Source organism: Solirubrobacter deserti, assembly GCF_027587175.1.
GTDB lineage: Bacteria > Actinomycetota > Thermoleophilia > Solirubrobacterales > Solirubrobacteraceae > Solirubrobacter > Solirubrobacter deserti.
The window spans coordinates 129537-151960 of the sequence record NZ_JAPCID010000013.1 but is presented as its reverse complement, the minus strand read 5'-3'; the positions used below and the strand labels follow the sequence as shown (position 1 = coordinate 151960).

The 22424-nt window shown below is 73.1% G+C and carries 16 protein-coding genes; 4 read left to right on the top strand and 12 right to left on the bottom strand.

The window, feature by feature from the left end:
- From OJ962_RS11500 to OJ962_RS11485, 4 genes are all read right to left on the bottom strand, one after another.
- A partial coding sequence (locus tag OJ962_RS11500) for a UvrD-helicase domain-containing protein (protein ID WP_270006349.1) occupies window positions 1–2548 on the bottom strand: 2548 nt, incomplete at its 3' end.
- A complete protein-coding gene (gene recC / locus OJ962_RS11495; RefSeq protein ID WP_202954206.1) occupies window positions 2545–5730 on the bottom strand; it encodes an exodeoxyribonuclease V subunit gamma in 3186 nt (1061 codons plus the stop codon). The genes recC and OJ962_RS11500, both read right to left, overlap by 4 nt.
- 72 nt (window positions 5731–5802) lie before the next feature.
- A complete protein-coding gene (locus OJ962_RS11490; protein WP_202954205.1) occupies window positions 5803–6366 on the bottom strand; it encodes a C40 family peptidase in 564 nt (187 codons plus the stop codon).
- A 136-nt stretch (window positions 6367–6502) separates the two neighbouring features.
- Entirely contained in the window at window positions 6503–7057 is a 555-nt protein-coding gene (locus OJ962_RS11485) for a hypothetical protein (RefSeq protein WP_202954204.1), read from the bottom strand.
- A gap of 136 nt (window positions 7058–7193) precedes the next feature.
- On the opposite strand from OJ962_RS11485, the gene OJ962_RS11480 reads away from it, so the two are divergent.
- Genes OJ962_RS11480 through OJ962_RS11470 form a run of 3 tightly spaced genes read left to right on the top strand, consistent with a single transcriptional unit; the run spans window position 7194 to window position 8822 of the window.
- Window positions 7194–7799: a DJ-1/PfpI family protein gene (locus OJ962_RS11480; RefSeq protein ID WP_202954203.1), complete on the top strand. Its 606-nt coding sequence runs from the start codon at window positions 7194–7196 to the stop codon at window positions 7797–7799.
- Window positions 7796–8263: a MarR family winged helix-turn-helix transcriptional regulator gene (locus tag OJ962_RS11475; RefSeq protein WP_202954202.1), complete on the top strand. Its 468-nt coding sequence runs from the start codon at window positions 7796–7798 to the stop codon at window positions 8261–8263. Before OJ962_RS11480 ends, OJ962_RS11475 begins: the two co-directional genes overlap by 4 nt.
- Before the next feature lie 22 nt (window positions 8264–8285).
- Window positions 8286–8822 (top strand): Uma2 family endonuclease, encoded by a 537-nt coding sequence (locus tag OJ962_RS11470; protein ID WP_202954201.1) that lies wholly within the window; start codon window positions 8286–8288, stop codon window positions 8820–8822.
- Here OJ962_RS11470 and OJ962_RS11465 read toward each other — a convergent pair.
- Complete coding sequence (locus OJ962_RS11465) at window positions 8819–9265, bottom strand: DUF6636 domain-containing protein (RefSeq protein ID WP_202954200.1); 447 nt, start codon at window positions 9263–9265, stop codon at window positions 8819–8821. The genes OJ962_RS11470 and OJ962_RS11465 overlap by 4 nt on opposite strands.
- Window positions 9266–9328: 63 nt before the next feature.
- Window positions 9329–10192 carry a sulfurtransferase gene (locus tag OJ962_RS11460; RefSeq protein ID WP_202954199.1) on the bottom strand — a complete coding sequence of 288 codons (864 nt, stop codon included), beginning with the start codon at window positions 10190–10192 and terminating at the stop codon, window positions 9329–9331.
- Window positions 10193–10250: 58 nt separating this feature from the next.
- Between OJ962_RS11460 and OJ962_RS11455 the strand changes: the two genes are divergently transcribed.
- Complete coding sequence (locus OJ962_RS11455; protein ID WP_202954198.1) at window positions 10251–11060, top strand: MopE-related protein; 810 nt, start codon at window positions 10251–10253, stop codon at window positions 11058–11060.
- 3 nt (window positions 11061–11063) lie between these two features.
- On the opposite strand, the gene OJ962_RS11450 is transcribed toward OJ962_RS11455, so the two are convergent.
- The 6 genes from OJ962_RS11450 to OJ962_RS11425 all read right to left on the bottom strand — a co-directional run bounded on the left by OJ962_RS11450 (window position 11064) and on the right by OJ962_RS11425 (window position 22422).
- Window positions 11064–12278, bottom strand: coding sequence for a type II secretion system F family protein (locus OJ962_RS11450; protein ID WP_202954197.1), 1215 nt, complete (start codon window positions 12276–12278; stop codon window positions 11064–11066).
- A complete protein-coding gene (locus tag OJ962_RS11445) occupies window positions 12278–13372 on the bottom strand; it encodes a type IV pilus twitching motility protein PilT (protein WP_202954196.1) in 1095 nt (364 codons plus the stop codon). Before OJ962_RS11445 ends, OJ962_RS11450 begins: the two co-directional genes overlap by 1 nt.
- Window positions 13373–13424: 52 nt before the next feature.
- Entirely contained in the window at window positions 13425–15215 is a 1791-nt protein-coding gene (locus OJ962_RS11440) for a GspE/PulE family protein (RefSeq protein WP_202954195.1), read from the bottom strand.
- The gene (gene aroE, locus OJ962_RS11435) at window positions 15212–16003 is read right to left on the bottom strand and encodes a shikimate dehydrogenase (RefSeq protein ID WP_202954194.1); all 792 of its coding nucleotides are present in this window, start codon (window positions 16001–16003) and stop codon (window positions 15212–15214) included. Before aroE ends, OJ962_RS11440 begins: the two co-directional genes overlap by 4 nt.
- Window positions 16003–17769 carry an endolytic transglycosylase MltG gene (gene mltG / locus OJ962_RS11430; RefSeq protein WP_202954193.1) on the bottom strand — a complete coding sequence of 589 codons (1767 nt, stop codon included), beginning with the start codon at window positions 17767–17769 and terminating at the stop codon, window positions 16003–16005. The genes aroE and mltG overlap by 1 nt, the downstream gene beginning before the upstream one ends.
- A gap of 96 nt (window positions 17770–17865) precedes the next feature.
- On the bottom strand, window positions 17866–22422 hold the full coding sequence (locus OJ962_RS11425) for a PAS domain S-box protein (RefSeq protein WP_270006348.1): 4557 nt from the start codon (window positions 22420–22422) through the stop codon (window positions 17866–17868).
- Window positions 22423–22424 lie beyond the last annotated feature (2 nt).

The following is a 22424-nucleotide window of genomic DNA, read 5'->3' as shown; positions in this document are numbered from 1 at the left end:
CGTCGCCGGGCGGCGCGGCGGCGGGCGGCGGCGCGTGGGCGCCGCGCGCGGAGCGGGCGATGCCGCCGACGACTTCGGCGTCGTCCGGGACGAGGTCGCCGAAGCGGGGCTCCTCGCCGGGCTCGTCGGTCAGCGCCACCTCCTCCGGCTCGGAGGCGACGCGGGCCTCGTGGGCGGCGGCGGTGATGTCGCTGTAGGAGGTGCGCCGCCAGGAGCGGTCGAGCTCGCGGGTGAAGGTCGCCGCGGCCAGCGACGCGGCCTCGGGACGCGGGGCCGACCAGCCGAGCGGCATGCCTGACAGCGACGCGCGCTCGACGCTCACGCAGCCCGGGGCATTGGAGGCGAGCTCGCGGAAGCGCTCGATCGCAACATCGTCGGTGGGCGGGTTCGGGCCGCGGTCGGCGACGCGGCCGTCGGCGTCGCGGGCGAGCAGCAGGCGACTCAGCGCGGAGTCGCGGCTGTTCCACGTGCCGGCCCACCAGACGACGGCCTGGTGCTTGGCGCGGGTGAGCGCGACATAGGCGAGCCGCAGGTCCTCCCCGCGCTGCTCGGCGATGTGGAGGTCCTTGTGGCGGCGATAGTCCGAGCCGGCGAGGCCGACGTCGATGGTGCGCTGGAAGTCGGCGTCGGGGTCGTGGTAGACGATCGGGATCGGCTTGTCGTCGACCCAGGTCGGCTCCCACAGGTACGGGACGTAGACGACCGGGAACTCGAGCCCCTTCGCGCGGTGGATCGTCAGCACCTGCACGGCCTCGGCGTCCGACTCCAGCCGGCGGGAGCGCTCTTCGTCGCCCTCGCGCTCGGCGTCCGCGACGCGCTGACGCAGCCAGACGGCCAGCGCGGCCGTGCCGAGCCGCTCGGCGGAAGCGGCGCTGTGCAGCAGCTGGCCGACATGGCGCAGGTCGGTCAACCGGCGCTCGCCGTCGGCCTCGGCCAGCACGCGGCCCGGCAACCGCTCGACCAGCGTGATCGTCTCGAACAGCGAAGCCAGCCCGCGCCGGCGCAGCAGCGCCGCCCACGCGTGCAGGCGCCGGTGGACGTTCTCCCACTCCTCGTCATCCGCCGTGGCCACGCGCTCGGCGCTCCAGCCGAGGAACGGCGTCATCGTCGCGCGTCGCGCGCGCGGCACCGACGACGGCCGCTCCAGCGCCTCCAGCAGGTCCAGCCAGTCGCTCGCCGCGCGCGTGCCGAACACGCTGCCCGCGCCGTTGATCACGACGGGCACGCCCGCCGCGTCCAGCGCGTCCCGGACCGGCAGCGCGTGGTGGCGGTTGTAGCGGACCAGCACGGCGATGTCGCCGGGCTTCGCCTGCCCCGATTCCAGCAGCCGCACGATGTCCTCGGCCAGATCGCGCGCCACGTACGCGCGCGCCGAGTTCAGCCCCGCGTAGCCCTTCGCGGTGAGCTCGATCGCCGGGTCCGACCGGTCCACGACCCGCATCCGCAGCGGCGCCCCCGGCAGCGAGCGGCGCTTGTCGGGGTCGTTGGCGCGCACCCTCAGGTACACGATCCGCTCGTCACCGAGCTGGGCGCCGCCGAACATCGCGTCATAGGCGTCGATCAGCGCCTGGTCCGAGCGCCAGTTCACGTTCAGCGTCTCCGTCGCCGACGCGGTCTCCTTGGCCTCCAGGTAGGAGTAGATGTCGGCGCCGCGGAAGGCGTAGATCGCCTGCTTGGGGTCGCCGATCAGCACCAGCGTCACCTCGGGCGCCTTGAACGCGGTCTCCAGGATCTCCCACTGGATCGGATCGGTGTCCTGGAACTCATCCACCAGCACGACCCGGTAGCGCGCCCGCAGCTTGTCCACTCCGCCGCGTTTCAAGGCCTCGTTGAGCCGCGTGAGCAGGTCGTCGTAGGTGACGATCGAGAGCGTCCGCTTGCGCTCCTCGAGCTCCACCCGCACGCGGGCCGCCAGCCGTGCGCGCAACGCGGCGAGGTCGTTCCCCGACGTGTCGCGCGGCTCGATCGGCGCGCCCGGGTTCGCGATCGTCTCGCGCGCGATCTTCAGCGCCTCGGCGCGCGTGATCAGCGGCGCGTCGACGTCCTTGAAGTAGCGCCGCACGTACAGGTCGTCGACGACCTCGCCGGTCAGGTCGTCCACGGCCTCGACCAGCTCGGCGTCCGGCTCGAGGTCGCCCGCGACGCCGAGCCCACCGAGCACCTCCTGGCAGAACCCGTGCGTGGTCGCGATCGTCGCCGCGTCGAAGTCGGCCAGCGCGCGGATCAGCCGGTCCCGCCGCACCGCGACGTCAGGGCCGGCGGCCAGCAGCCGGGTCACGTCATCGAGCGTGTCGAGCGGCGCGCCGTCCAGCACGCGCGTGAGGTCGCGCTCGGTGCGCACGAGCCGCTCGCGGACGCGATCGCGCAGCTCGCCCGTCGCCATCCGCGTGAACGTGACCAGCAGCAGGTTCTGCAGCGGCGTCCCCTCAGCCACGTAGCGCGCCGCCAGCGCCGCGATCGTGTACGTCTTGCCCGTCCCCGCGCTCGCCTCGAGCACCGTGATCCCGGTCGGCAACGCCCCGCAGATGTCGAACGCGCGCGCCGTCACTGGTCGCTCACGTCCTCGACGCTGCGCAGCCCGCTCCAGAGCCGCTTCGCGTACTGGCCGAAGCGCGTCGGCTCGCCCGGGTCCCACTGTTCTTCCGGCCCGGGCGGCGCCTCCTGCAGCTGCGCGAAGGTCATGTCGCCGAACACCAGCTCGTGCTCGGGCTCGCGGTCCTCCTTCGGGAAGCGGTCCGACTCCCACTCGGCGCGCGCGTTCTGGCCGGCCACGTACGCGGCGGAGGTCCGGCACGCGAGCGGCAGCGGCTCGCGCATCCCGCGGTCGTATAGATCGAGCAGCAGCTCCAGCTGCTCGAGCGCGAACGCGCGGTCGAGCACCGGCAGCCGCGCGACGGTCACGGTCGCGAGATGGTGGGCACCCGACTGCGCACGGCCGACCGTCAGCGCTTCGTACTCCCCGCCCGCGGCGCACAACGCCAGCAGACGCACCCACGCACCGAGCCGGTGCCGCGGGTTGACCTTCGAGTACGTCACGGTCGTCAGCAGCGACCCGCGCACGCCCGCGACCGTCCCGGACACCCGGCGCCCGCCCACGTCGACCTTCGCGTCCACCGACCCCGGCTCGCCGGCGGCGCCGATCAGCGCCTGCGCCCGCGCCGCGATGTCGTTGACGCCTTGCCAGATCTCGTTGACCACGGGCCGTCCGAGCTGCCCGGGCGGGAGCCCGCCGCGCGCGATCTCGGCCCGGATCGCCGCGCGCCCCTCCGCGCCCGCCATCACCGCCGCGAGCAGCCGGTCGCCGACCTCCCACTGCTCCAGCGCGTCGAGCTGCACCGGCAGCGCGTCATCGACGTCCTGCGAGTAGTCGCCGACGCTGATCTCCAACCGCTGGCGCAGGAACGCGCGCACGGGCCGCTCGACGAACCGCACCAGCGCATTCAGCTCCACCGGACCGCGCTCGCGCGGCGGCAGCGGCGCCGCCAGGAACGGCCGTGCGCCGAAGCGAGGCGAGGTCAGCGCCCTTGCGCCGTCCAGCGTCACGCGGTCGAAGCTCCAGGGCGCCGCGCCTTCGAAGTTGCGTGGGTCGAACGGCTGCAGCGGATGCTGGCGCACCACGCCGCGGCCCACCAGGTCGAGCAGCTCGCCGACCGGCACCGCGGGCGGGCGCGGGACGTTCGTGCGTTCGTCGTTGCCCGTGTAGGTGATGATCAGCCGGTCGCGCGCGGCCATCAGCGCGTCCAGCAGCAGCTGCCGGTCCTCCGCGCGCGCGTCGCGCTCGCCCACGTGTGGCTCGTCGAGCATCAGGTCGTCGCCGTCGCGCGGTGCCTTGCGCGGGAACGTCCCGTCGTCGAGGCCGAGCAGGCAGACGACGCGGTGCGGCACCGACCGCATCGGCATCAGCGTGCAGATCGTCAGGTGCCCGGTGCGGAAGTTCGCGCGCGTCGGCCGGCCCTTCAGGCGGTCCGCGAGCAGCGCGCGCACCTCCTCGAGCGACAGCCGTCCGTGGAAGGACGCCGACTCGCGTACGACGTCGTCGAGCAGCCGCTGCAGCTCGGAGCGCTGCCAGCCGTCCAGCGGCGCGACCGCGCACAGCGCGTCGGCGGCCGCGGCCAGCGCGTCCGCCCACGCCGGGACGGGCTGCACGACGCTCAGCGCGTCCACCGCCGTCTGCAGCCGCGCGACGTACTCCGCCAGCCGGCCGGCCAGCTCGATGGCGCCGCTTTCGACGTCGTCGAGCGGCAGCACGCCCGCGAACTGGCGCTGGCGCTCGTCGGTCATCGTCACGCCCAGCAGGACGCGGTCGAGGCCGAAGCGCCACGTCCCGGCGGGGAGTTCGGAGAGCTTGAACGGCGCCCGGTGCTCGGCGTCCAGCCCCCAGCGGATGCCGCTCGTACGCACCCAGTCCTGCAGGCGCGCGATCGAGTCGTCATCGAGCCGGAAGCGCCGGCGCACCGGCTCGCGCTCGGCCAGCTCGAGCACCTCGGACGCCGTCAGCCGCCGCCCCGCCAGCTCCAGCAGCCGCGCGACCACGCCCAGCACCGGGTTGGTCTGGCCTAGCGAGCGGTCGGCGAGCCGGACGCGCAGGTTCGGCGGCCGGTCCTCGGGCGGGAGCGTGTCCAGCTCGTCCTCTTCGTCCTCGGCGATCTCGCCCGCGCCGAACGTCGCGTGGATGAGCGGCGCGAAGGCCTCGATGTCCGGGCACATGACGATCACGTCGCGCGGCTCGAGCGTCGGGTCGTCCGCGAGCCGGTGCAGGATCGCGTCGCGGACGACCTCCACCTGGCGCGCCCGTCCGTGGCACGCGTGCACCTGCACGGTGCCGTCCGGCTCCCCGGGCTCCGGCACGCGGTCCTCGCGCACGGCGGCTTGCAGCTCGGCCAGCAGCGTGCCGGTGGGGTGCTCGACGGGGTGCTCGTGGGCGACGACGTCCGGCCCGAGCACGAGCTGGAGCTCGCGCGCGTCCTGTCCCCAGGACGCGAGCAGCCGGTTGCGCGGGAGCCGCGTCGTGGGGTCGGTGCGGCGGACGGTCGCCCGCGCGCCGGACTCGGCCACCCGCTCCCACAGCTGCGGCGACGGGTGCAGCAGGAACAGGTGCACGTCGCGGTGCTCCGCCAGCGCTCGCAGCACATGCAGCTGGGCCGCCGGGAGGCGCGTGAGCCCGAACACCGAGACGCGCGCCGGCAGGTCCACCACGTCCGGGTCGCGCCGCAGCCGCGCGCACGCCGCTTCCACCCGCGCGGCGGGGTCGGGCACCGGCACCCGCGCCCGCAGGCGCTCGTACAGCAGGCCCTGCCAGTGGTCGCCGTCCAGCAGCTCGGGCCGGTGCGTCGCGTAGCGGTCGAACAGCGCCGCCAGGTGCCGCACCGCGCCGAACCGGCGCGCCCGCGGGTGATCGCGCAGCACGGCCAGCCACGGCTCGTCGAGCGCGCCCTCGACCACCTCGAGCAGCGGCCACAGCAGGCGCTCGGGCAGCCACGGGTCCTCATCCGGCTCGATCCCCGACGCGGCCGCCACCGCCGCGCCCGTCAGCCGGCGCGGGAACGGGAACTCGACGTTGGCGCAGATGCCGAGCGCGTTGGAGAGCCGCTGCGTGAGCCAGCGCTCCATCCCGCGCGTGGGCACGGCGACGATCTCGCGCGCGAACGGGTCCGCGGGCGGGACGGCCAGCAGCGCGCGCAGGGCTTCAATCAGGCCGTCGGCCCGGTCGGATCGGTGAACGTGGAGCATCGCGGGAGGGGCACGACATGATGAGTCCTGCGCCGGTCGGTAGAGGCCCGTCCGCGCGAAACTCTCCCCCGGTCAGTCGATCCGGCGGGCGGTCACGTAAGAGCCGCCCCAGTACGCGTCGTCGATCGGATGCTCCATCACGCCGCCGCTCGACGTGGCGGACACGGCGGTCGACCCACTGGTGGCGATGCCGACGTGCGAGGCGCCGGGGCCCGCCGTGCTGAAGAAGACGAGGTCGCCGGAACGGATGTCGTCGCGGGCGACCGGCTTGCCCATCGCGGCCTGGGCGTGCGAGTTGTGCGGCAGCGCGTCGCCCGTGCGCGCGAAGGCGAACATCGTCAGGCCCGAGCAGTCGAAGCCGTCGGGGCCGCTCCCGCCGTAGGCGTAGCCGTCGCCGATCTGGCGCTTGACCACCGCCACCACCTCAGGGTTGGCGCGGGCGCGACGGCGGTCCTCCCTGCGCTCGACGAGCGCCCGGAGCGTCGTGACCTTCGCGGCCAGCGCGGCGCGCGCTTCCTCGCTCGGCAGCGGACGTTCATCGGCGGGTAATGGCGCGGCGCTCGCCCCGGCGCACGGCAAGGCAAGGGCCGTCAGCGCGGTGATCGGGACGAGCCGGCGCCAGGAGCGGCGCGGCATCGGGTGTCCTTTCGGGTGGCGGGCACGCGCGACCAACGACGAGCCCGAAGCAGCGAAACACCGTAGCAGCAGGGAAATCGTGCGGCGGGCGGGGCGCGCCAGCCACCGCCGCCCGCCGCCGCTTGTGCTCAGCGGCTCAGAGCCGCGCGCACTGGTCTTCCTTGTTGCCCTGGACCACGTTGCCCGAACCCGTCGGCGCCGGGCGGTTCTCCTTGCACTGCAGGTTGCCGTCGACGCGGTTGGCCGTGATCGTCACGCCGCCCGTGTTCTTGATCACCTGGATCGAGCCGCCGACGCGGTTGCGCAGCGCCGACAGGGCCGTGCGGTTGGAGTCGTACTGGATGTCGCCGCTGATCGTGCTGTCGAGCACGCTGGCGCCGCCGCCCTGCTTGACCTGCACCGAGCCGCCGACGCGCGAGCCGCCCTTCACGGTCACGGACTTGGCGTTCTCGGCCTGCACGTTGCCCACGACGCGGATCGCGCTCGCGTTCAGCGTCGCGCCCGTCTCGACCTTCAGCGTGCCCTTGACGTACGTGCCGTCCAGCGTGCACGTCGCGCCGTCGGGCACGCGCAGGTTGTCGACGGTGATCGCGCCGAGCTTGCCGCGGCACGTCCGCTCCTCCGCGGACGCGGTCGGGGCGAGCGCCAGCGCCGCCGTCAACGCGACGGCGGTCCCGAGGACCTTCTTCATGTGAACCGACCTCCTGGTGGTTTGAGGAGGCTGGACCTTCCCGTGCCGCCGTGAGCGCTGTGTGAGGTTCCAGTGAGAGTTCCCTCATCAACCGGCAACTTGACAACATGCTGTCGTATATGACAGAATGCTGTCAATGACGAACACCGCTCACTTCGCCGCCGTCGATTCGCTCGCCGACTGGGAAGCCGGCCACCTGCTCGCGGAACTGCGCACCGGCCGCTTCACCGGCACCCCGTTCGACGTCGTGACCGTCGGCGAGACGTCCGCGCCGATCACCACCATGGGCGGCGTGCGGGTGCTGCCCGACATCACGCTCTCCGAGCTCGACCCGGCCGCCAGCGCGCTGCTCATCCTCCCCGGCGCCGAGGAGTGGGACGCGGGCGGCGGCGCGGCGTTCGCCGAGGCCGCGCGGCGATTCCTGGCCGCCGGCGTGCCCGTGGCCGCGATCTGCGGCGCCACGGCCGGGCTCGCGCGCGCCGGGCTGCTGGACGAGCGCCGCCACACCAGCGCCGCGGCCGAGTACCTCGCGTACACGGGCTACGCGGGCGGCGAGCGCTACGTCGACGCCCGGGCGGTCGTCGACCAGAACCTGATCACCGCCGGCCCGCAGTCCCCGGTCCAGTTCGCGCGCGCGACGCTCGCGCACCTCGAGCTAGCGCCCGAGGCCAAGCTCGACGCCTACGAGGCGCTGTTCGATCGCGGCGACGCGTCGGCGTTCCCGGCGCTCATGGCGGCGTGACGCACCCGCCGCGCCAGCAGTGGCCGCCCGCCCCGCCGCTCACCGAGGCGGGCGAGGCGTTCACCGAGCTCGTGCTGGAGACGTTCCGGCTCAACGCACGGTTGCTGGAGGTCGCGCAGGAACGCGCGGCCGCCGGCGGGCTGACCGCCGCCTGGTGGCAGGTGCTCGGCGGCGTGATCGACGAGCCGCGCAGCGTCGCCGAAGTCGGCCGGCGGATGGGCGTCACGCGCCAGTCCGTGCAGCGGATCGCGGACGTGCTGGTCGAGCGCGGCCTGGCCGAGTATCGCCCCAACCCCGCCCACCGGCGCGCGAAGCTGCTCGCGTGCACGGAGGCCGGCTACTGGGCGATCCGCCAGATCGCGCTCGTCACCCGGCCGTGGGCCGACGAGGTCGGCGAGCAGCTCGGGGCGGACGCGCTCCGGCAGACGCTGGAGACGATGCGCGCCCTGCTCGCCAAGCTCTAGCGGCGCCGGTACGCTTGGCTTCGTGGCCAGCGTGACGCACCCCTCGTCATCCGCGGCGGAGTTCGCCGCGGTCATGGAGCGTTCGGGCTGGCGCGCGCCGATGGAGCTGATCGCGGGAGAGGTGGTCTACATCGCACCGTCGGGCGGAAGCGTCTCCGTCGCGCAGACGGCCGTCGCGCTCGGATTGGGCCGCTGGCAAGGCAACCGTCCAGGCCGGCTGCTGAGCGACGTCTTCGTTCAGATCGGCGACGGGTTCCTGGCGCCTGACGTCGCCTGGTGGGATGCCGGACGCGAACCCGAGATCGTGACGGGCGCGCTGGAGACGGTGCCGGACGTCGTGATCGAGGTGCTCTCACCCAAGACGCGCGACAACGACCTCGGCCCCAAGCGGGAGCAGTACGTCGCGGCCGGCGTGCGCGAGCTGTGGCTGATCGACCCGGCCGAGCGCCAGGTGCTCGTCGTCACGCCTGACGGCGAGCGCCGGCTGACGGCCGATGACACGCTCACCTCGCCGAGCTTCCCGGGCTTCGCGATGCGCGTCGCCGCCCTGTTCGCCTAGAAGTAGTCCTGCTCTTCGCGCGAGAGGAAGAAGCCGTGCTTGCTGCGGCTGCACAGCAGGCCCGTGCTGCGGCTCACGCACTTGAAGCCGCCGCGCCGCCACGTCTTGCCGTAGGCGAGCACGGGCCGCTTGTCGTAGCCGCCGTCCTCGCGCAGGCCGCTGACCGGCAGCGCCTCGTCGTTGCCCATGCTGATCTTGCGCGCCCGCCCGGTGCGGTTGAGCTTGACGGCGCCGATCGCCTCCGCCGGCTTGGCCTTGATGTAGCTGGAGGTGCAGTAGAGCCCGGCGCCGCGCCCGTAGGCCTGCTTGGTGGTGAGGATTCCGCACGTCGTGTTGCCCGACGGGACGGTGAACCCGGCGCCGGCGGACGCGACGGCCGGCGACACGGCGAGCACGGCCGCGACGGCGAGGAGCAGCAGGAGAGCGCGGGAGCGGTGAGTCATGGCTGACCGCAACCGTAGTACGGGATCGCGCCGCGGGCAAAGACGCGATCCCGGGCCCCGGGCTCAGCCGACCTCGAGCGGAAGCGCTTCGTCGCCGGCCCACTCGCGCAGCGAGCCGTCGTAGACCGCGACGTCGGTCTCGCCCAGCAGGTACAGCGCGAGCGCGTCGCCCGTGGCCGCGATCCCGCCGCCGCAGTAGGTGATCTTGCGCTCGTCGCGCGCCAGCACGTCGGCGAACAGCGGGCGCAGCTGCTCCGGCGAGCGGAACGTGCCGTCCTCGGCGAGCAGGTCGAACACCGGCACGTTCAGACTGCCGGGGATCCGGCCCGGCCGCGCGTAGCGGTCCGTGCTCGTCGCGGTGAAGTCCTCGGCGGTGAGCGAGTTGATCAGGCACGCGCCGCCGTCATTGACCGCCGCGAGCACCTGGTCGCGGTCGGCCACGAGCTCGGGGCGGTCGCGCGGCGTGAAGCTGGCCGCGGGCGCCTCCGGCGTCGGCTCGGCGGTCGTCGGGCGGCCCTCGGCCTTCCAGCGCGCGAAGCCGCCGTCGAGCACGGCGACCGCGTCGAAGCCGTAGGAGCGCAGCAGCCACCACACGCGCGCCGCCCACATCGACGCGGCGCGGTCGTATACGACGACCTTCGCGTCGTCCCCCACGCCGAGCCGCTCCACCGCGGCCTTGAACGCGTCCGCCTCCGGGCGCGTGAACCAGCCGTCGTCGGCGGACAGCTCGGAGACCAGATCGGCGTAGCGAGAGCCCGGGATGTGCTCCTGTGCGTGGGCGGCGTCCCCGCGCTCCTGCGTCCAGTCCGCCCCCGGCCCGGCGGGCGGGGCGAGGAAGATCGTGGCGTCGAGCAGGCGCAGGTCGGCGTCGTCAAGGTGCTCGGCGAGCCAGTCGGTGGAGACGAGCGGTGTGGGCAGGGTGCTCATACGAAGTGACAATACCCGGTCGGCTTAAGGGTATTTATGCCACCCGTATGCTCCGGCCGTGCTCGCCGTCGCTTCCGCCCTCCTGCTCGCCGCCGCCCCGCAACCCCCGGTCATCCGCTCGCCTGCCGAGGGACAACCGCTGACCCGCTCGAGCGTGACGTTCACGTTCGACGCGCCGATCGGCCGCCCGCACGGCTTCGAGTGCCGGTTCGGCAAGGGCGGGACGATCCAGGACTGCAGCAAGGGCCTGTTCGCGGTCAGCGGGCTCAGCGTCGGCACGTACACGTTCGCGGTCCGCACCTATCAGGACGACGACGTCAGCGCCTTCGTCGAGCGCGACATCACGATCACCGCGATCGACGACGACGCCGACGGCTCGCCGCTGCCCGCCGACTGCAACGACGGCAACCCGGCGATCGGCCCGGCCGCGACCGACGTCCCGGACAACGGCGTCGACGAGAACTGCGACGGCCGCGACGCCGTGACCCCGCCCGTCACGCCCGCCGCACCGTCCCCGACCCCCACCCCGACGCCGGTTGCGCAAGCGCCCACGCCGGAGATCGACGTCGCGCTCAGCTACTTCATGCGCGCGTCCAAGCGCCACACGCGCTTCAGCACGCTCAGCCTCAAGGACGTCCCGAGCGGCGCGACGATCACCGTCCGGTGCACCGGCGGCTGCCCGCGCAAGCGCGTGACGATCAGCGGGCGCAGCGGCACGGTCGCGCTTACGGCGTTCCGCCACCGCGCCCTGCGCGTCGGCGCCAAGCTGACGATCGAGGTCACCAAGCCGGGCTCGATCGGCATGGCCAAGGTCCTGACGATCCGGCCGGGCAAGCGCCCGACGATCGCCACCAGGACCTTGACCTGAGCGCTACTTGATGGAGTCGTAGACCTTGAACATCGGCATGTACATCGCGATCACGATGAAGCCGACGATGCCGCCCACGAGGATGATCATCACGGGCTCGAGGATCGAGGTGAGCGCCTTGACGGCGGCCGAGACCTCGGCCTCGTAGAAGTCGGCGACCTTCGAGAGCATCGCGTCGAGGTTGCCGGTCTCCTCGCCGACCGCGATCATCTGCGCGACCATGGACGGGAAGATCGGGGCCTCCTTGAGCGGGTCCGCGATCGAGCCGCCGGACTTGACGGACTCGATGACGTCGGCCATGGCCTTCTCGACGACGGAGTTGCCCGCGGTCTGGCCGGTGATCTCGATCGCCTGCATGATCGGCACGCCGGCGGAGTAGAGCGCCGCGAACGTGCGCGACCAGCGCGCGAGCGCGATCTTCTGCACGGTCACGCCGATCTTGAACGGGAACTTGAGCCGGATGCGGTCCCACTGGGGGCGGCCCCAGGCGCTCGTGCGCCACTTCTTGAAGGCGATCGGCCCGCCGATGGCGGCCGCGATCAGCAGATACCACTGGCCGGTGACGACGTTCGACATCTGCACGGTGAGCTTGGTGATGAACGGGAGCTCGCCGCCGAAGTCGTCGAAGACCTTCACGAACACCGGCACGATGAACGCGATCAGGCCGATCAGGACGCACAGCGCGAAGGTGAGGACCACGAGCGGGTAGGCCATCGCGCCCTTGACCTGGCGGCGCAGCTCGTCGTCCTTCTCGAGCTGGTCGGCGATCCGGTCCAGGGACGCCTCGAGCACGCCGCCGGTCTCGCCGGCGCGCACCATGGCGACGTACAGCGGCGAGAACACCTTCGGGTGCTTGTCGAGCGCGTCGGAGAACGCCAGGCCGGACTCGATGTCCTCGCGCACGGCGCCGACCGTGTCGCGCAGCTTCTTGTTCTCGAGCTGGTCCTCGAGCACGTAGAAGGCGCGCAGCAGCGTCATGCCCGACGTGATCATGGTCGCCAGCTGGCGCGTCATGACCGTCAGCTCGGCGGCCTTGATGCGCTGGAGGAGCGTGATCTCGGCGTTGAGGCCCGTCTTCTTCTCGGAGACCTCCATCGGCTTGAGACCGAGGGCGCTCAGCTGCTCGCGCGCGTCGTCCTGCGAGCTCGCCTTCAGCTCGCCCTTGGACGGGACGCCGGCGCCGTCGACCGCCTTGTAGGCCCACACCGCGGCGGCCATCAGACGGCCACCGGCGGCGTCGTGGTGCCGAGGCCGTGCGCCAGCCGGCGCATCTCCGCCGGCTGGGAGGAGCGTGTCTCGGCCGTGGCCATCGTGATCTTGCCCGCGCGCACGAGGGCGGCGAGCGAGCTGTCCATGGTCTGCATGCCTTCGGCTCCGCCCGTCTGGATCAGCGAGTAGATCTGGTGCGTCTTGCCTTCGCGGATCAGGTTGCGCACGCCCGGCGTCGGGATCAGCACCTCGGCAGCGACGCAGCGGCCCGTGCCGTCGGCGGTCGGCAGCAGCGTCTGCGTGACGACGCCCTGCAGGCCGATCGCGAGCTGCGCGCGGACCTGGCCCTGCTGGGAGGGCGGGAAGACGTCGATGATGCGGTCGATCGTCTGCGGCGCGTCCTGCGTGTGCAGCGTGGCGAACACGAGGTGGCCGGTCTCGGCAGCGGTCAGCGCGGTCCCGATCGTCTCTTGGTCGCGCATCTCGCCGACGAGGATCACGTCGGGGTCCTGGCGCAGCGCGGCCTTCAGGCCGGCGGCGAAGTTCGGGGCGTCCTGGCCGATCTCGCGCTGGTTGACGATGCAGCGCTTGTGGCGGTGCAGGAACTCGATCGGGTCCTCGATGGTGAGGATGTGCTCGTCGCGCGTCTCGTTGATCTCGTTGATGATCGACGCGAGCGTCGTGGACTTGCCCGAGCCCGTCGGGCCGGTCACGAGCACGATCCCGCGCGGCTTGCTGGCAAAGCCGCGCACCACGGACGGCAGGCCGAGGCGCTCGATCGGCACCGTCTCGGACGGGATCAAGCGGAACGCGGCGCCGAGCGTGCCGCGCTGGAAGAACGTGTTGACGCGGAAGCGGCCGACGCCCGGGACGCTGTAGGCGAAGTCGAGCTGCCAGTCGGTCTCCAGCACCTGGCGCTGCGAGCTCGAGAGGATCGCGTAGACGATCTCGCGCGTGTCCGTCGGCGTCAGGTTCGGCATGCCCTCGAGAGGAACCAGCGAGCCGCGGACGCGGATGGTGGGCGGGGCGCCCGAGGTGATGTGGAGGTCGGAAGCCTTGTGCTCGACGACCTTGAGCAGGATGTCCGCGAAGTCGAAGTTCATGCCATCCCTGGTATCGGCAGGGACAGCGCGCGGCTGAAGTGGGGCCCTGGCCCTAGCGCGTGCCGGCGACGCGCGCGATCTCGGCGATCGAGGTCAACCCGCGGCGGACCTTTTCCAGCCCGTCCTCGCGCAGACGCATCATGCCCTCGTGCACCGCGGCGTGCGCGATCGTCTCGGAGGGCTCGCGCGCGACGGCCAGCGAGCGGATCGTGTCGGAGACCCACATGACCTCGTAGAGCCCGATCCGGCCCTTGTAGCCCGAGCCGCCGCAGCGGGCGCAGCCGACGGGCTCGTAGGCCTCCAGGTCCAGGCCGACGTTGAAGCCGTTCGCGCGCATGACCTCGGACGTGATCGTCGTGCGGCGCTTGCACTCCTCACACAGCAGGCGCGCGAGGCGCTGGGCGACGACGCAGTCGACGGCGGAGCCGACCAGGAACGGCTCGACGCCCATCTCGATCAGGCGCGTCACGGCGCCCGGGGCGTCGTTGGTGTGCAGCGTGGACAGCACGAGGTGGCCCGTGAGCGCCGCCTCGATCGCGATCTGCGCGGTCTCCTTGTCGCGGATCTCGCCAACCATGATGATGTCCGGGTCGGCGCGCATCATCGAGCGCAAGCCGGAGGCGAACGTCAGGCCCGCCTTGTTGTTGACCTGGACCTGCGTGATGCCCGGCAGCTGGTACTCGACCGGGTCCTCGATCGTGATGATGTGCTTCTCGATCGTGTTCAGCTGATTGAGCGCGCCGTAGAGCGAAGTGGACTTGCCGGAGCCGGTCGGGCCGGTGACCAGGACCGCGCCGTGCGCCTGGGAGAACGCCTTGGTGAAGCGCTCGAGCGCCTGCGGCAGCATGCCCAGCTGCTCGAGCTGGATCATCACCTTCGACTGGTCCAGGATGCGCATGACGGCCTTCTCGCCGTACTGCGCCGGAAGCGTGGCGACGCGCAGATCGATTGGCTTGTCCCCCACCTCGAGCGAGATGCGGCCGTCCTGCGGGATGCGGCGCTCGGCGATGTCGAGGTCGGACAGGATCTTGATGCGGCTGACGACCGCCGGGATCGCGGACGCGGGCACCGTCGCGGCCTCCTGCAGGACGCCGTCGATGCGGTAGCGGACCCGCATCTCCTCTTCCTGGGGCTCGAAGTGGATGTCGGACGCGCCGCGCTCCACCGCCTCCTGGATGACGCGGTGCACGAGCTGGATGACCGAAGCGTCCTCGCCGCCGACGCCGAACTGGATCGGCTGGTTCTCGCGGACGTCGTACAGCGGCGCGGCCGGGGCGGCGGGCGTGGGCGCCGCCGGCTCCTCCTCGGTCTCGTCGGGTGCGATGGCGCCGTGGCCGAAGTTCGGGTCCTCCAGGCGGGTGAGCAGGCGCTCGACGTCGGCGAGGCTGGCGACCGCCGGGCGCACCTCGTAGCCGGTCATCACCGCGATGTCGTCGATCGCGAGCACGTTCGCGGGATCGACCATGGCGACGACCAGCGTGCGGTCGCCGGTGAACGAGACCGGCACGGCCTGGTAGCGGCGGACGGCGGCGGGCGTGACGAGCTTGGCCGCGTCGGGATCCACGCGGTAGACGCTGAGGTCGATGTGGTCGAGGCCGAAGCGCTCGGCCACGGCGCGCGAGAGCTGATCGTCGCTGAGCGTGCCGTCGCTGACCAGGACGCGCTCGGGGGCCGATCCGGACCCGGTGCCGCGCTCGATCGCCAGGTCCATCGTGCCGCGATCGACGAAGCCGAGGTCGACGATCACGTCCGTCAGCACGCGCCCGGAACCGCCGCGCCGGGTGGGCGTGGTGATGCCGTTGCCGCGCCGCGGCCGTGAGGTGGTTTCGAACGTCGAGGTCATGTGGCGATATCGGCGACGGCCTCCCGCATCGCCTGATCGGGAGCCGTCCGGCCGGTCCAGCGCTCGAGGGAGGCTGCGCCCTGGGCGACCAGGATCTCCAGACCGTCGACCACCTCCGCCCCGTTCGCCTTCGCGGCGTTGAGCAGAAGGGTGCCGCCGTTCCGGTAGACCATGTCCACCACTGTGCATCCGGCATACAGATCATCGGCGCTGAGCGGCAGTTCCTTGAAGGTGGCGGACGGGTCGTGCAGGCCCACACTCGTGCAGTTGACGATGATCTCGGCGGGTTCAGCACTGACCGTGGCCGTGAACTCTTGCGCCAGCGCGTGAGCTTTGGCCTCGGTGCGGTTCCAGACGCGCAGCTCGGAGACGCCGGCCTGCTGGAGCGCGTAGAGGATCGCGCGGGCGGAGCCGCCGGCGCCCAGCACGAGGGCGGTCTTGCCGTAGGCGGACGTCCTCAGGGAGGTGAGGAAGCCCGTCGCGTCGGTGTTGTCGGCGTGGATGGTGCCGTCGGGCTCGAACGTGAGCGTGTTCGCCGCGCCGATCTGCTTGGCCGTCTCGGTCGCGTTGTCTGCCAGCAGCAGCGCCGCTTCCTTGTGCGGGATCGTCACGTTCACGCCGCGGAAGCCGAGCCGCGGCAGGTTCGGGATGACCTCCGCGAACAGCTCAGGCGGCAGCGGGAGCTTCTGGTAACGCCACGTTGACAGCCCCAGGTGCTGCAGAGCCGCGTTGTGCATCTGCGGGGACCGTGAGTGGGCGACCGGCCAGCCGCACACGCCCAGCCGCATCAGCCGTCGCCGCGTGACGCGTTGTAGCGCGCGAGATCCTTCTCGAACTCGGAGTACGTGGTCGAGAACGCGTGCTCGCCGGAGTCGTCGTTGGCCTTGCGCACGTAGTACAGGTAGCCCTTGCGCGACGGGTTGGCGGCGGCCTTCAGCGACGCGAGCCCGGGGTTGCCTATCGGTGTCGGCGGCAGCCCGCGATTGACCCGCGTGTTGAACGGCTCGTCCTTCTCGATCTCGGACTGCTTGATGGGTCGGGTCCAATTGTTCGTCGAGTAGCGCGTCGTCGCGTCGATTCCTAGGGGCATACCCTCAGCGAGGCGGTTGTAGATGACCGCTGACACGAGTCGGCGCTCCCTGGCCAGGCTCGCCTCGCGCTCGATCAGGGACGCGATGATCAGCACGTCGTACCGGCTGAGGTTCTTGCGCTTGGCGTAGCTCATGTCGATCTCGGAGAAGTTCTCCTCGAACGCGTCGAGCTGCGCCTTCACGAGATCGTTCGCGGACGAGCCCTCCGGCAGCGTGTACGTGGCCGGGAACAGGAAGCCCTCGGCGGTCCGGGTGCCGCGCGGTGCTCCCAGCTCGCGGATGCGTGCGAGCGTCTCCTTCGAGCCGCTGGCCTTCGCGTACTCCCCGCGTACCTTGTCGGACTTGTCGACGACAGGCGCGTTCTCGCGGCGCGACGGGCCCTCGACGAGCGTGAGCTCGACCGTGGGCACCGGGGTGGCCTCCTCGGGCGCCTTCGTGAGCTCGGCGATCACGTCCTCGTTGCTCATGCCCTGCTGGAGCGAGTAGTCGCCGGGGCGCAGGCTCCCGCGCGTGCCGTCGATCGTCGCGCTGAGCTCGAAGAAGCGTGCCGAGTCGACGATGCCCGCGTCCGCGAGGATCGTGCCGATCTGGCCCGCGTCCGAGTTCTCCGGGATCGTGACCCGGACGCGCTCGCCGTCGGCGTCGCCGTGGAAGGGCTGGAACGTCTGGTTGGCCGCGTACAGCAGGCCGGCGATGACCACGAGGGCGACGACGGCGAAGATCCGCCGGCCCCAATGGCCGTTGCCCGTGCCGCGGCCGACGTTCGCGGGCGGCGGCGTCTTGCGGCCGCGGTTGCGCGCACGGGTCGCGCGAGGCACGTTCGGCGCGGGACGCTTGCGCGGCGCCTGCCCCGCGCTGCGCGGCGGTGCGGCGCGCAGCGGCTTGACCGGCGGCAGCACCTCCTCATCGTCCTCGTCGTCGAACACCTCGTGCTCGGCCGTCGCGGTCGCTGGGCGGCGATGGGCCACGATCTCCGGCTCGTCCGCGTGCGGGTCGCCGAGCGGCGCCTCGTGCTCCTCGGTCTGGAACGGCGTGTACTCGACCGTGGGCTGGTGCAGGTGCTCGGCGGGTGAAAGATCGCGCGGGTCGGAGCGACGGGCGGCCTCCGACGCGGCCTCGAGCCGCGGCTCGGCGGCGGGCTGTGCGCGCGGCGCCTCCACCACCGGCTCTTCCTGCTCGACGGGCGCGGGCTGGGGCGGCGCCTCGACCCGCGGCTCCTCGCGCTCGACGGGCGGCGGCTCGACCCGGGGTTCTTCCTGCTGGACCGGCGGCGGCTCCGGCTCGAAGCGCGGCTCTTCGACCGGCGCCGGGCGCTCGGAACGCGGCTCGACGTCGGGCGGCGGGACGGCGTCGTCGAACGCCTCGCGCGGCAGGGGGCGCCCTTCGCGCCGGGCAGCGCGTTCGGCCGCGGCGCGTGCGCGGTCCTCAGCTGTGCGGGGTTGGTCCGAGCGCTTGCCGAACAACGTGGAAACCAGTTACGACCCTGGCCCCGGGCGGATTCCCGGCTCTCCTCAGGGTCGACGACCAGTTGGCCATGCTAGCGAGCCCGGCCGACGGAGTTACGTCGTCGCGCGCTCTTCCGCCTCGAGCACGAGGTGCGACGGGAGGCCGTCGTCACCGGCCGCAAGGGTCAGCGTTCCGACCACCGGCACCATCAGGCCCTGGCCGTGCATGTAGGTGCTCGCGACGTCGACCTCGCGCAGCTCGCCGACGCCGAGCCGGCGCAGCTGCTCGAGCTGGTCCTTGTAGTCCTTGCGGTCGTGCGGCGACGGCCACGCGGCCTTCATGAACTCGTGCTCCTTGTAGCCCACGAGCTTCGTGAACGCCGGGTTGAGCTCCTTGAAGCGGCCGTCGAGGCCGAGGATCGCCATCGGCGCGTGCGCGTCGTCGAACCCGTGGCGCGGCTCGCGCACGGTCGGCTCGGGGCGGCTGATCGTCGGCGGCGCGGGCGGCGCCGGCCGGCGCGCCTGCGCGTTGCGCTGAGCGGCCAGCCCGAGGATCTGCTGGAAGACCTCCGTCACGCGCTCGGTCGAGCCGTCCTGCAGGGCGGCCTTGCGCGCCTGCTCGGCTTCGCGACGCGCGATCACGGCCGCCTGGCCCGCGGAGCTGAGGCCCTGCTTGAGCTCCTCGAGGCTCTTGAGCGCGAACGTCAGCTCGGACTGCATCGCCTCCATGCGGTCGTCGGAGCGCCTGGCCTCCTCGCGGATGCCCGCAAGCTCCGCGCGCAGCCCGTCGAGCCCGTCGCGGACGTCGCTGACCTCGGCCTTCAGCGCGACGCCGGTCTCGACCACCGTGCCGCCGAGCCGGTCGACCTGCCCGCCGACCGTGTCGAGCTCACCGCGCAGCGCCGCCGCGCGCTGGTCGATCGACGCGAGCCGCGCGTCCAGGCCCTCGGTCGCCGCCCGGGCCGCCGACGCGTCGGTGCGCGCGCTCGCGACCGTGTCATTGAGCAGCGCCGTGCGGGCGACATGCGCCTCCACGTCGCGCCGGGTGGCCGCGGCCTCCTCGGTCGCGCGCGCCGCGTGCTCGCGCGCGGCGGTCGCGGACTCGTCGGCGGCGACGGCGACCTGCCGCGCCCCGAGTGCCTCCGTCTCCGTCGCCGACAGCTGCGCGCGCATCGCCCGCAGGTCCGCCAGCACCGATCCGGCGCCGCGATCGACCTGCGTGATCCGCTCGACCGCTTCGTCGACCCGACGCCGCGTCTCCCCGAGCCGCTCGCGTAGCGCGTCGACCTCGTCGCGCCCGGCGAGCGTCGCGAGATCCTCGTTGCGGGCGAACGAGTCGAGCCGCTCGCGCAGCGCGACGATCTCGTCGCGGCCCACGAGGCCGTCGAGCCGCTCGCGCAGCGCCGCGATCTCATCCTGCCCGGCCAGCCCGGCGAGCTCATCGCGGCCCACGAGCCCGTCGAGCCGCTCCCGCAGCGCCGCGATCTCGTCGCGCCCGGCCAGCCCGGCGAGCTCGTCCCGGGCCGCAAGGCCGTTCAGCTCGTCGCGGTGGACGAGGCCGTCGAGCTCGTGGCGGCTCGGAAGGCCTTCGAGCGCGTCGCGGAGCGCGGCGACTTCCTCGCGTCCGGCGAGGTGCACGAGGTCCTCGTGGCGGGCGACGCCCTCGAGGCGCTCGCGCAGGGCGGCGAGCTCGTCGCGGGCGGCGAGGGTGTCCAGCTCCTCGCGGCTGACGAAGCCCGCAAGCTCATTGCGGTCGGGGAGCGCCGAAAGCCGCTCGTTCAGTTCGTCGCGCGACGGCAGCTGGTCGACCCGGTCGCGCAGGGCGGCGACGTCGTCGGCGTGGGCGAGGAAGTCGATCGCGCCGGCGCGCTCGGCGAGGTCGTCGACGCGGGCGCGGAGCTCGGTGAGATCGCGGCTGTCGTCGAGCGCGGTGAGGCGCTCGTGAAGGGCCGCGAGCTCGCGCTGGGTCTCCCCCACGAGCGTCTGCACGCGGCTGTCGACCGCGGCCTCGTCCGCCGACTGGTCGGCGTCCGCGCCGAGTTGCGCGCGCAGGCGCTCGAGTTCCTCGGCGAGCGCTGCGACATCCGCCGACGCCGCGTCCTGGCGGGCGACGGCCTCGCGCAGGGCGGCCAGCTCCGTGGCGAGGCGGTGCAGCGCCTCAGGGTCGCCGGTACGTGCAGCGAGATCGGACGTCGCCGCCGCGTGCATCGCGACGGCGTCACGCAGCGCGGTGACCTCGCCGGCCGCCGCCTCGTGGCGGGCCACGGCCGCGCGGAGCACCTCGAGGCCGCTGACGGCCTCGCGGAGCGCAGCAAGCTCCCCGGTGGCGGCCTCGTGGCGCGCCACCGCGTCGCGCAGGGCGGGAAGCTCGGCGGCCGCGGCGTCGAGACGCGCAACTGCGTCGCTCAGCGCGGCGAACTCAGGCGCCGTCGCGTCGAGCTCAGCGACGCGTTCGCGCAGTGCAGGGAGGTCGGCCGCGGCGTCGCGCAGGGCGTCGAGGTCGGGCGTCGCGGCCTCGTGGCGCGCGACCGCCTCGCGGAGCGCAGCGAGCTCGCCGGTCGCCGCCTCGTGGCGCGCGACCGCCTCGCGGAGCGCCGCGAGGTCGCCGGTCGCCGCCTCGTGGCGGGCGACGGCCTCACGCAGCGCGGCGAGTTCGTCCGCGGCGGCCTCGGAACGAGCGGCCGCCTCATGCAGGGCGCCCAGGTCGCCCGCGGCGGCCTCCTGCCGCGCGACGGCCTCACGCAGCGCCGCGAGTTCGTCCGCGGCCGCCTCGTGGCGCGCGACGGCTTCACGCAGGGCGCCCAGGTCGCCCGCGGCAGCCTCCTGCCGCGCCACGGCATCACGCAGCGCGGCGAGCTCGCCGGCGGCAGCCTCCTGCCGTGCGACGGCCTCGCGCAGCGACGCGAGCTCGTCCGCGGCGTCCTCGTGGCGCGCCACGGCCTCACGCAGCGCCGCGAGCTCGTCCGCGGCGGCCTCGGAACGGGCAGCCGCCTCACGCAGGGCGCCCAGGTCGCTTGCGGCGGCCTCGTGACGCGCGACGGCCTCACGCAGCGCGGCGAGCTCGTCCGCGGCGGCCTCGGAACGAGCAGCCGCCTCACGCAGGGCTGCTACGTCGCCCGCGGCGGCCTCGTGACGCTCGACGGTCTCACGCAGCGCCGCAAGCTCGCTCGCCGCGGCCTCCGAGCGCGCGACGGCCTCGCGCAGCGCACCGAGATCGCCGGCCGCAGCGACGGTCTCGCGCAGCGCGGCGAGTTCGGCCGTCGTGGCCTCGTGGCGCGCGACGGCCTCACGGATGTCGACGCCGAGCGACTGGCGCAGCTCGGCGAGCTGGTCGCCGGTCGCCAGGTCCTCGACGCGCGCGCGGAGCGCCTCGGTGGACGCGGACAGCGCCTCGAAGCGGTCGTCGGACAGGGACGCGTGCAGCTGCTCGCGGACGGCATCGGCGCCGCGCTGGACCTGCTCGACGCGCTCCAGCGCGCTCGCGAGCTCGGCGCGGGCGACGCTGCGCTCGCGTTCGCGGTCACGCTCCAGGCGCTCGACGGTGGCGGCGAGCTCGGAGCGGATCGCGTGCGCGGCCTCCTCGTGCTCGGCGCGGACCTCCTCCAGCTGCGCGGCGACGTCCGAGCCGCCCTCCAGCCGGGCCAGCGCGTCGACGGCGCGCGCTTCGGCGGCCGCGATCTCCGCGGACAGCCGCGCGTCGGCTGCCGCGCCCTCGCGCTCGAGCCCGTCGAGCCGCGCCGCGACCCGCGCGGCCGCGGCCTCGGCCGCCGCCAACACGTCCTCGTCCGCCCGCTCGAGCCGCGCCAGGCGGCGCTCCTGCTCGACCCGGTCGAGCTCGCTCGGCACCGCCGACAGCGCGCGGCCGACCTCGCCGCGGAACACCTCGCTCTCGCGCCGCGCTTCGTCCAGCTGGGCCGGAAGCCCGCCGGCGACGCGCTCGAGCTCGTCGATGCGCTCCATCGCGCTCAGCAGGCGCGCGACCACCGCGGCGGCGTCGTCGAGGTCGTTGAAGCCGCCCTGGATGCCCGGGTCCGGGTTGGTCAGACGCTCCTCGGCCTCGGCGTCGGCCAGCGCGCGCTCGGCCTCGCGTCGGGCGAGCTCCGCCTCGACCCACGGCGTGGCCGCCAAGGGCTTGAACACGACGAGCGTGCCCGCCGTGCGCCAGCCTTCCCACGGCTGCACGGCCGGCTCCAACGCGGACTTGAGCGCCCGCACCACGACCGGGTGCTGCTGACGCATCCGCAGCAGCATCAGGTTCAGCGGCAGCTCGAAGGACAGGTCCTCCAGGAACAGCGAGAAGTCAAAGCCCTCGTCGAGCTTGACCGGCACGAAGACGGCTTCCAGCGGGAACGTCTCGCCGTCGGAGCGACGCCCGACGACCTTGACCGAGCCGGGCATCCGGGGCGGCTCGCCCGCGTCGAGGAACCCGCGCCACGCCTGCGCGCCCGGCGACAGCTCGCCGCCGATCAGCGTCTCGAAGAACCCCTGGCCGAGGATGTCCTCGCTCGGCTGCGCGAACAGCAGCTCAGCGGGCTCGGACCACTTGGAGACCGCGCCCTGGCCGTCGGTCAGGACGAAGTAGCCGTTGATGATCTGCCGCAGCAGCGCGTCCAGCGGATCGGCCAGCTCGACCAGGACCTCATCGGCGGTTGTCGACTCCAGGGGATTCACTT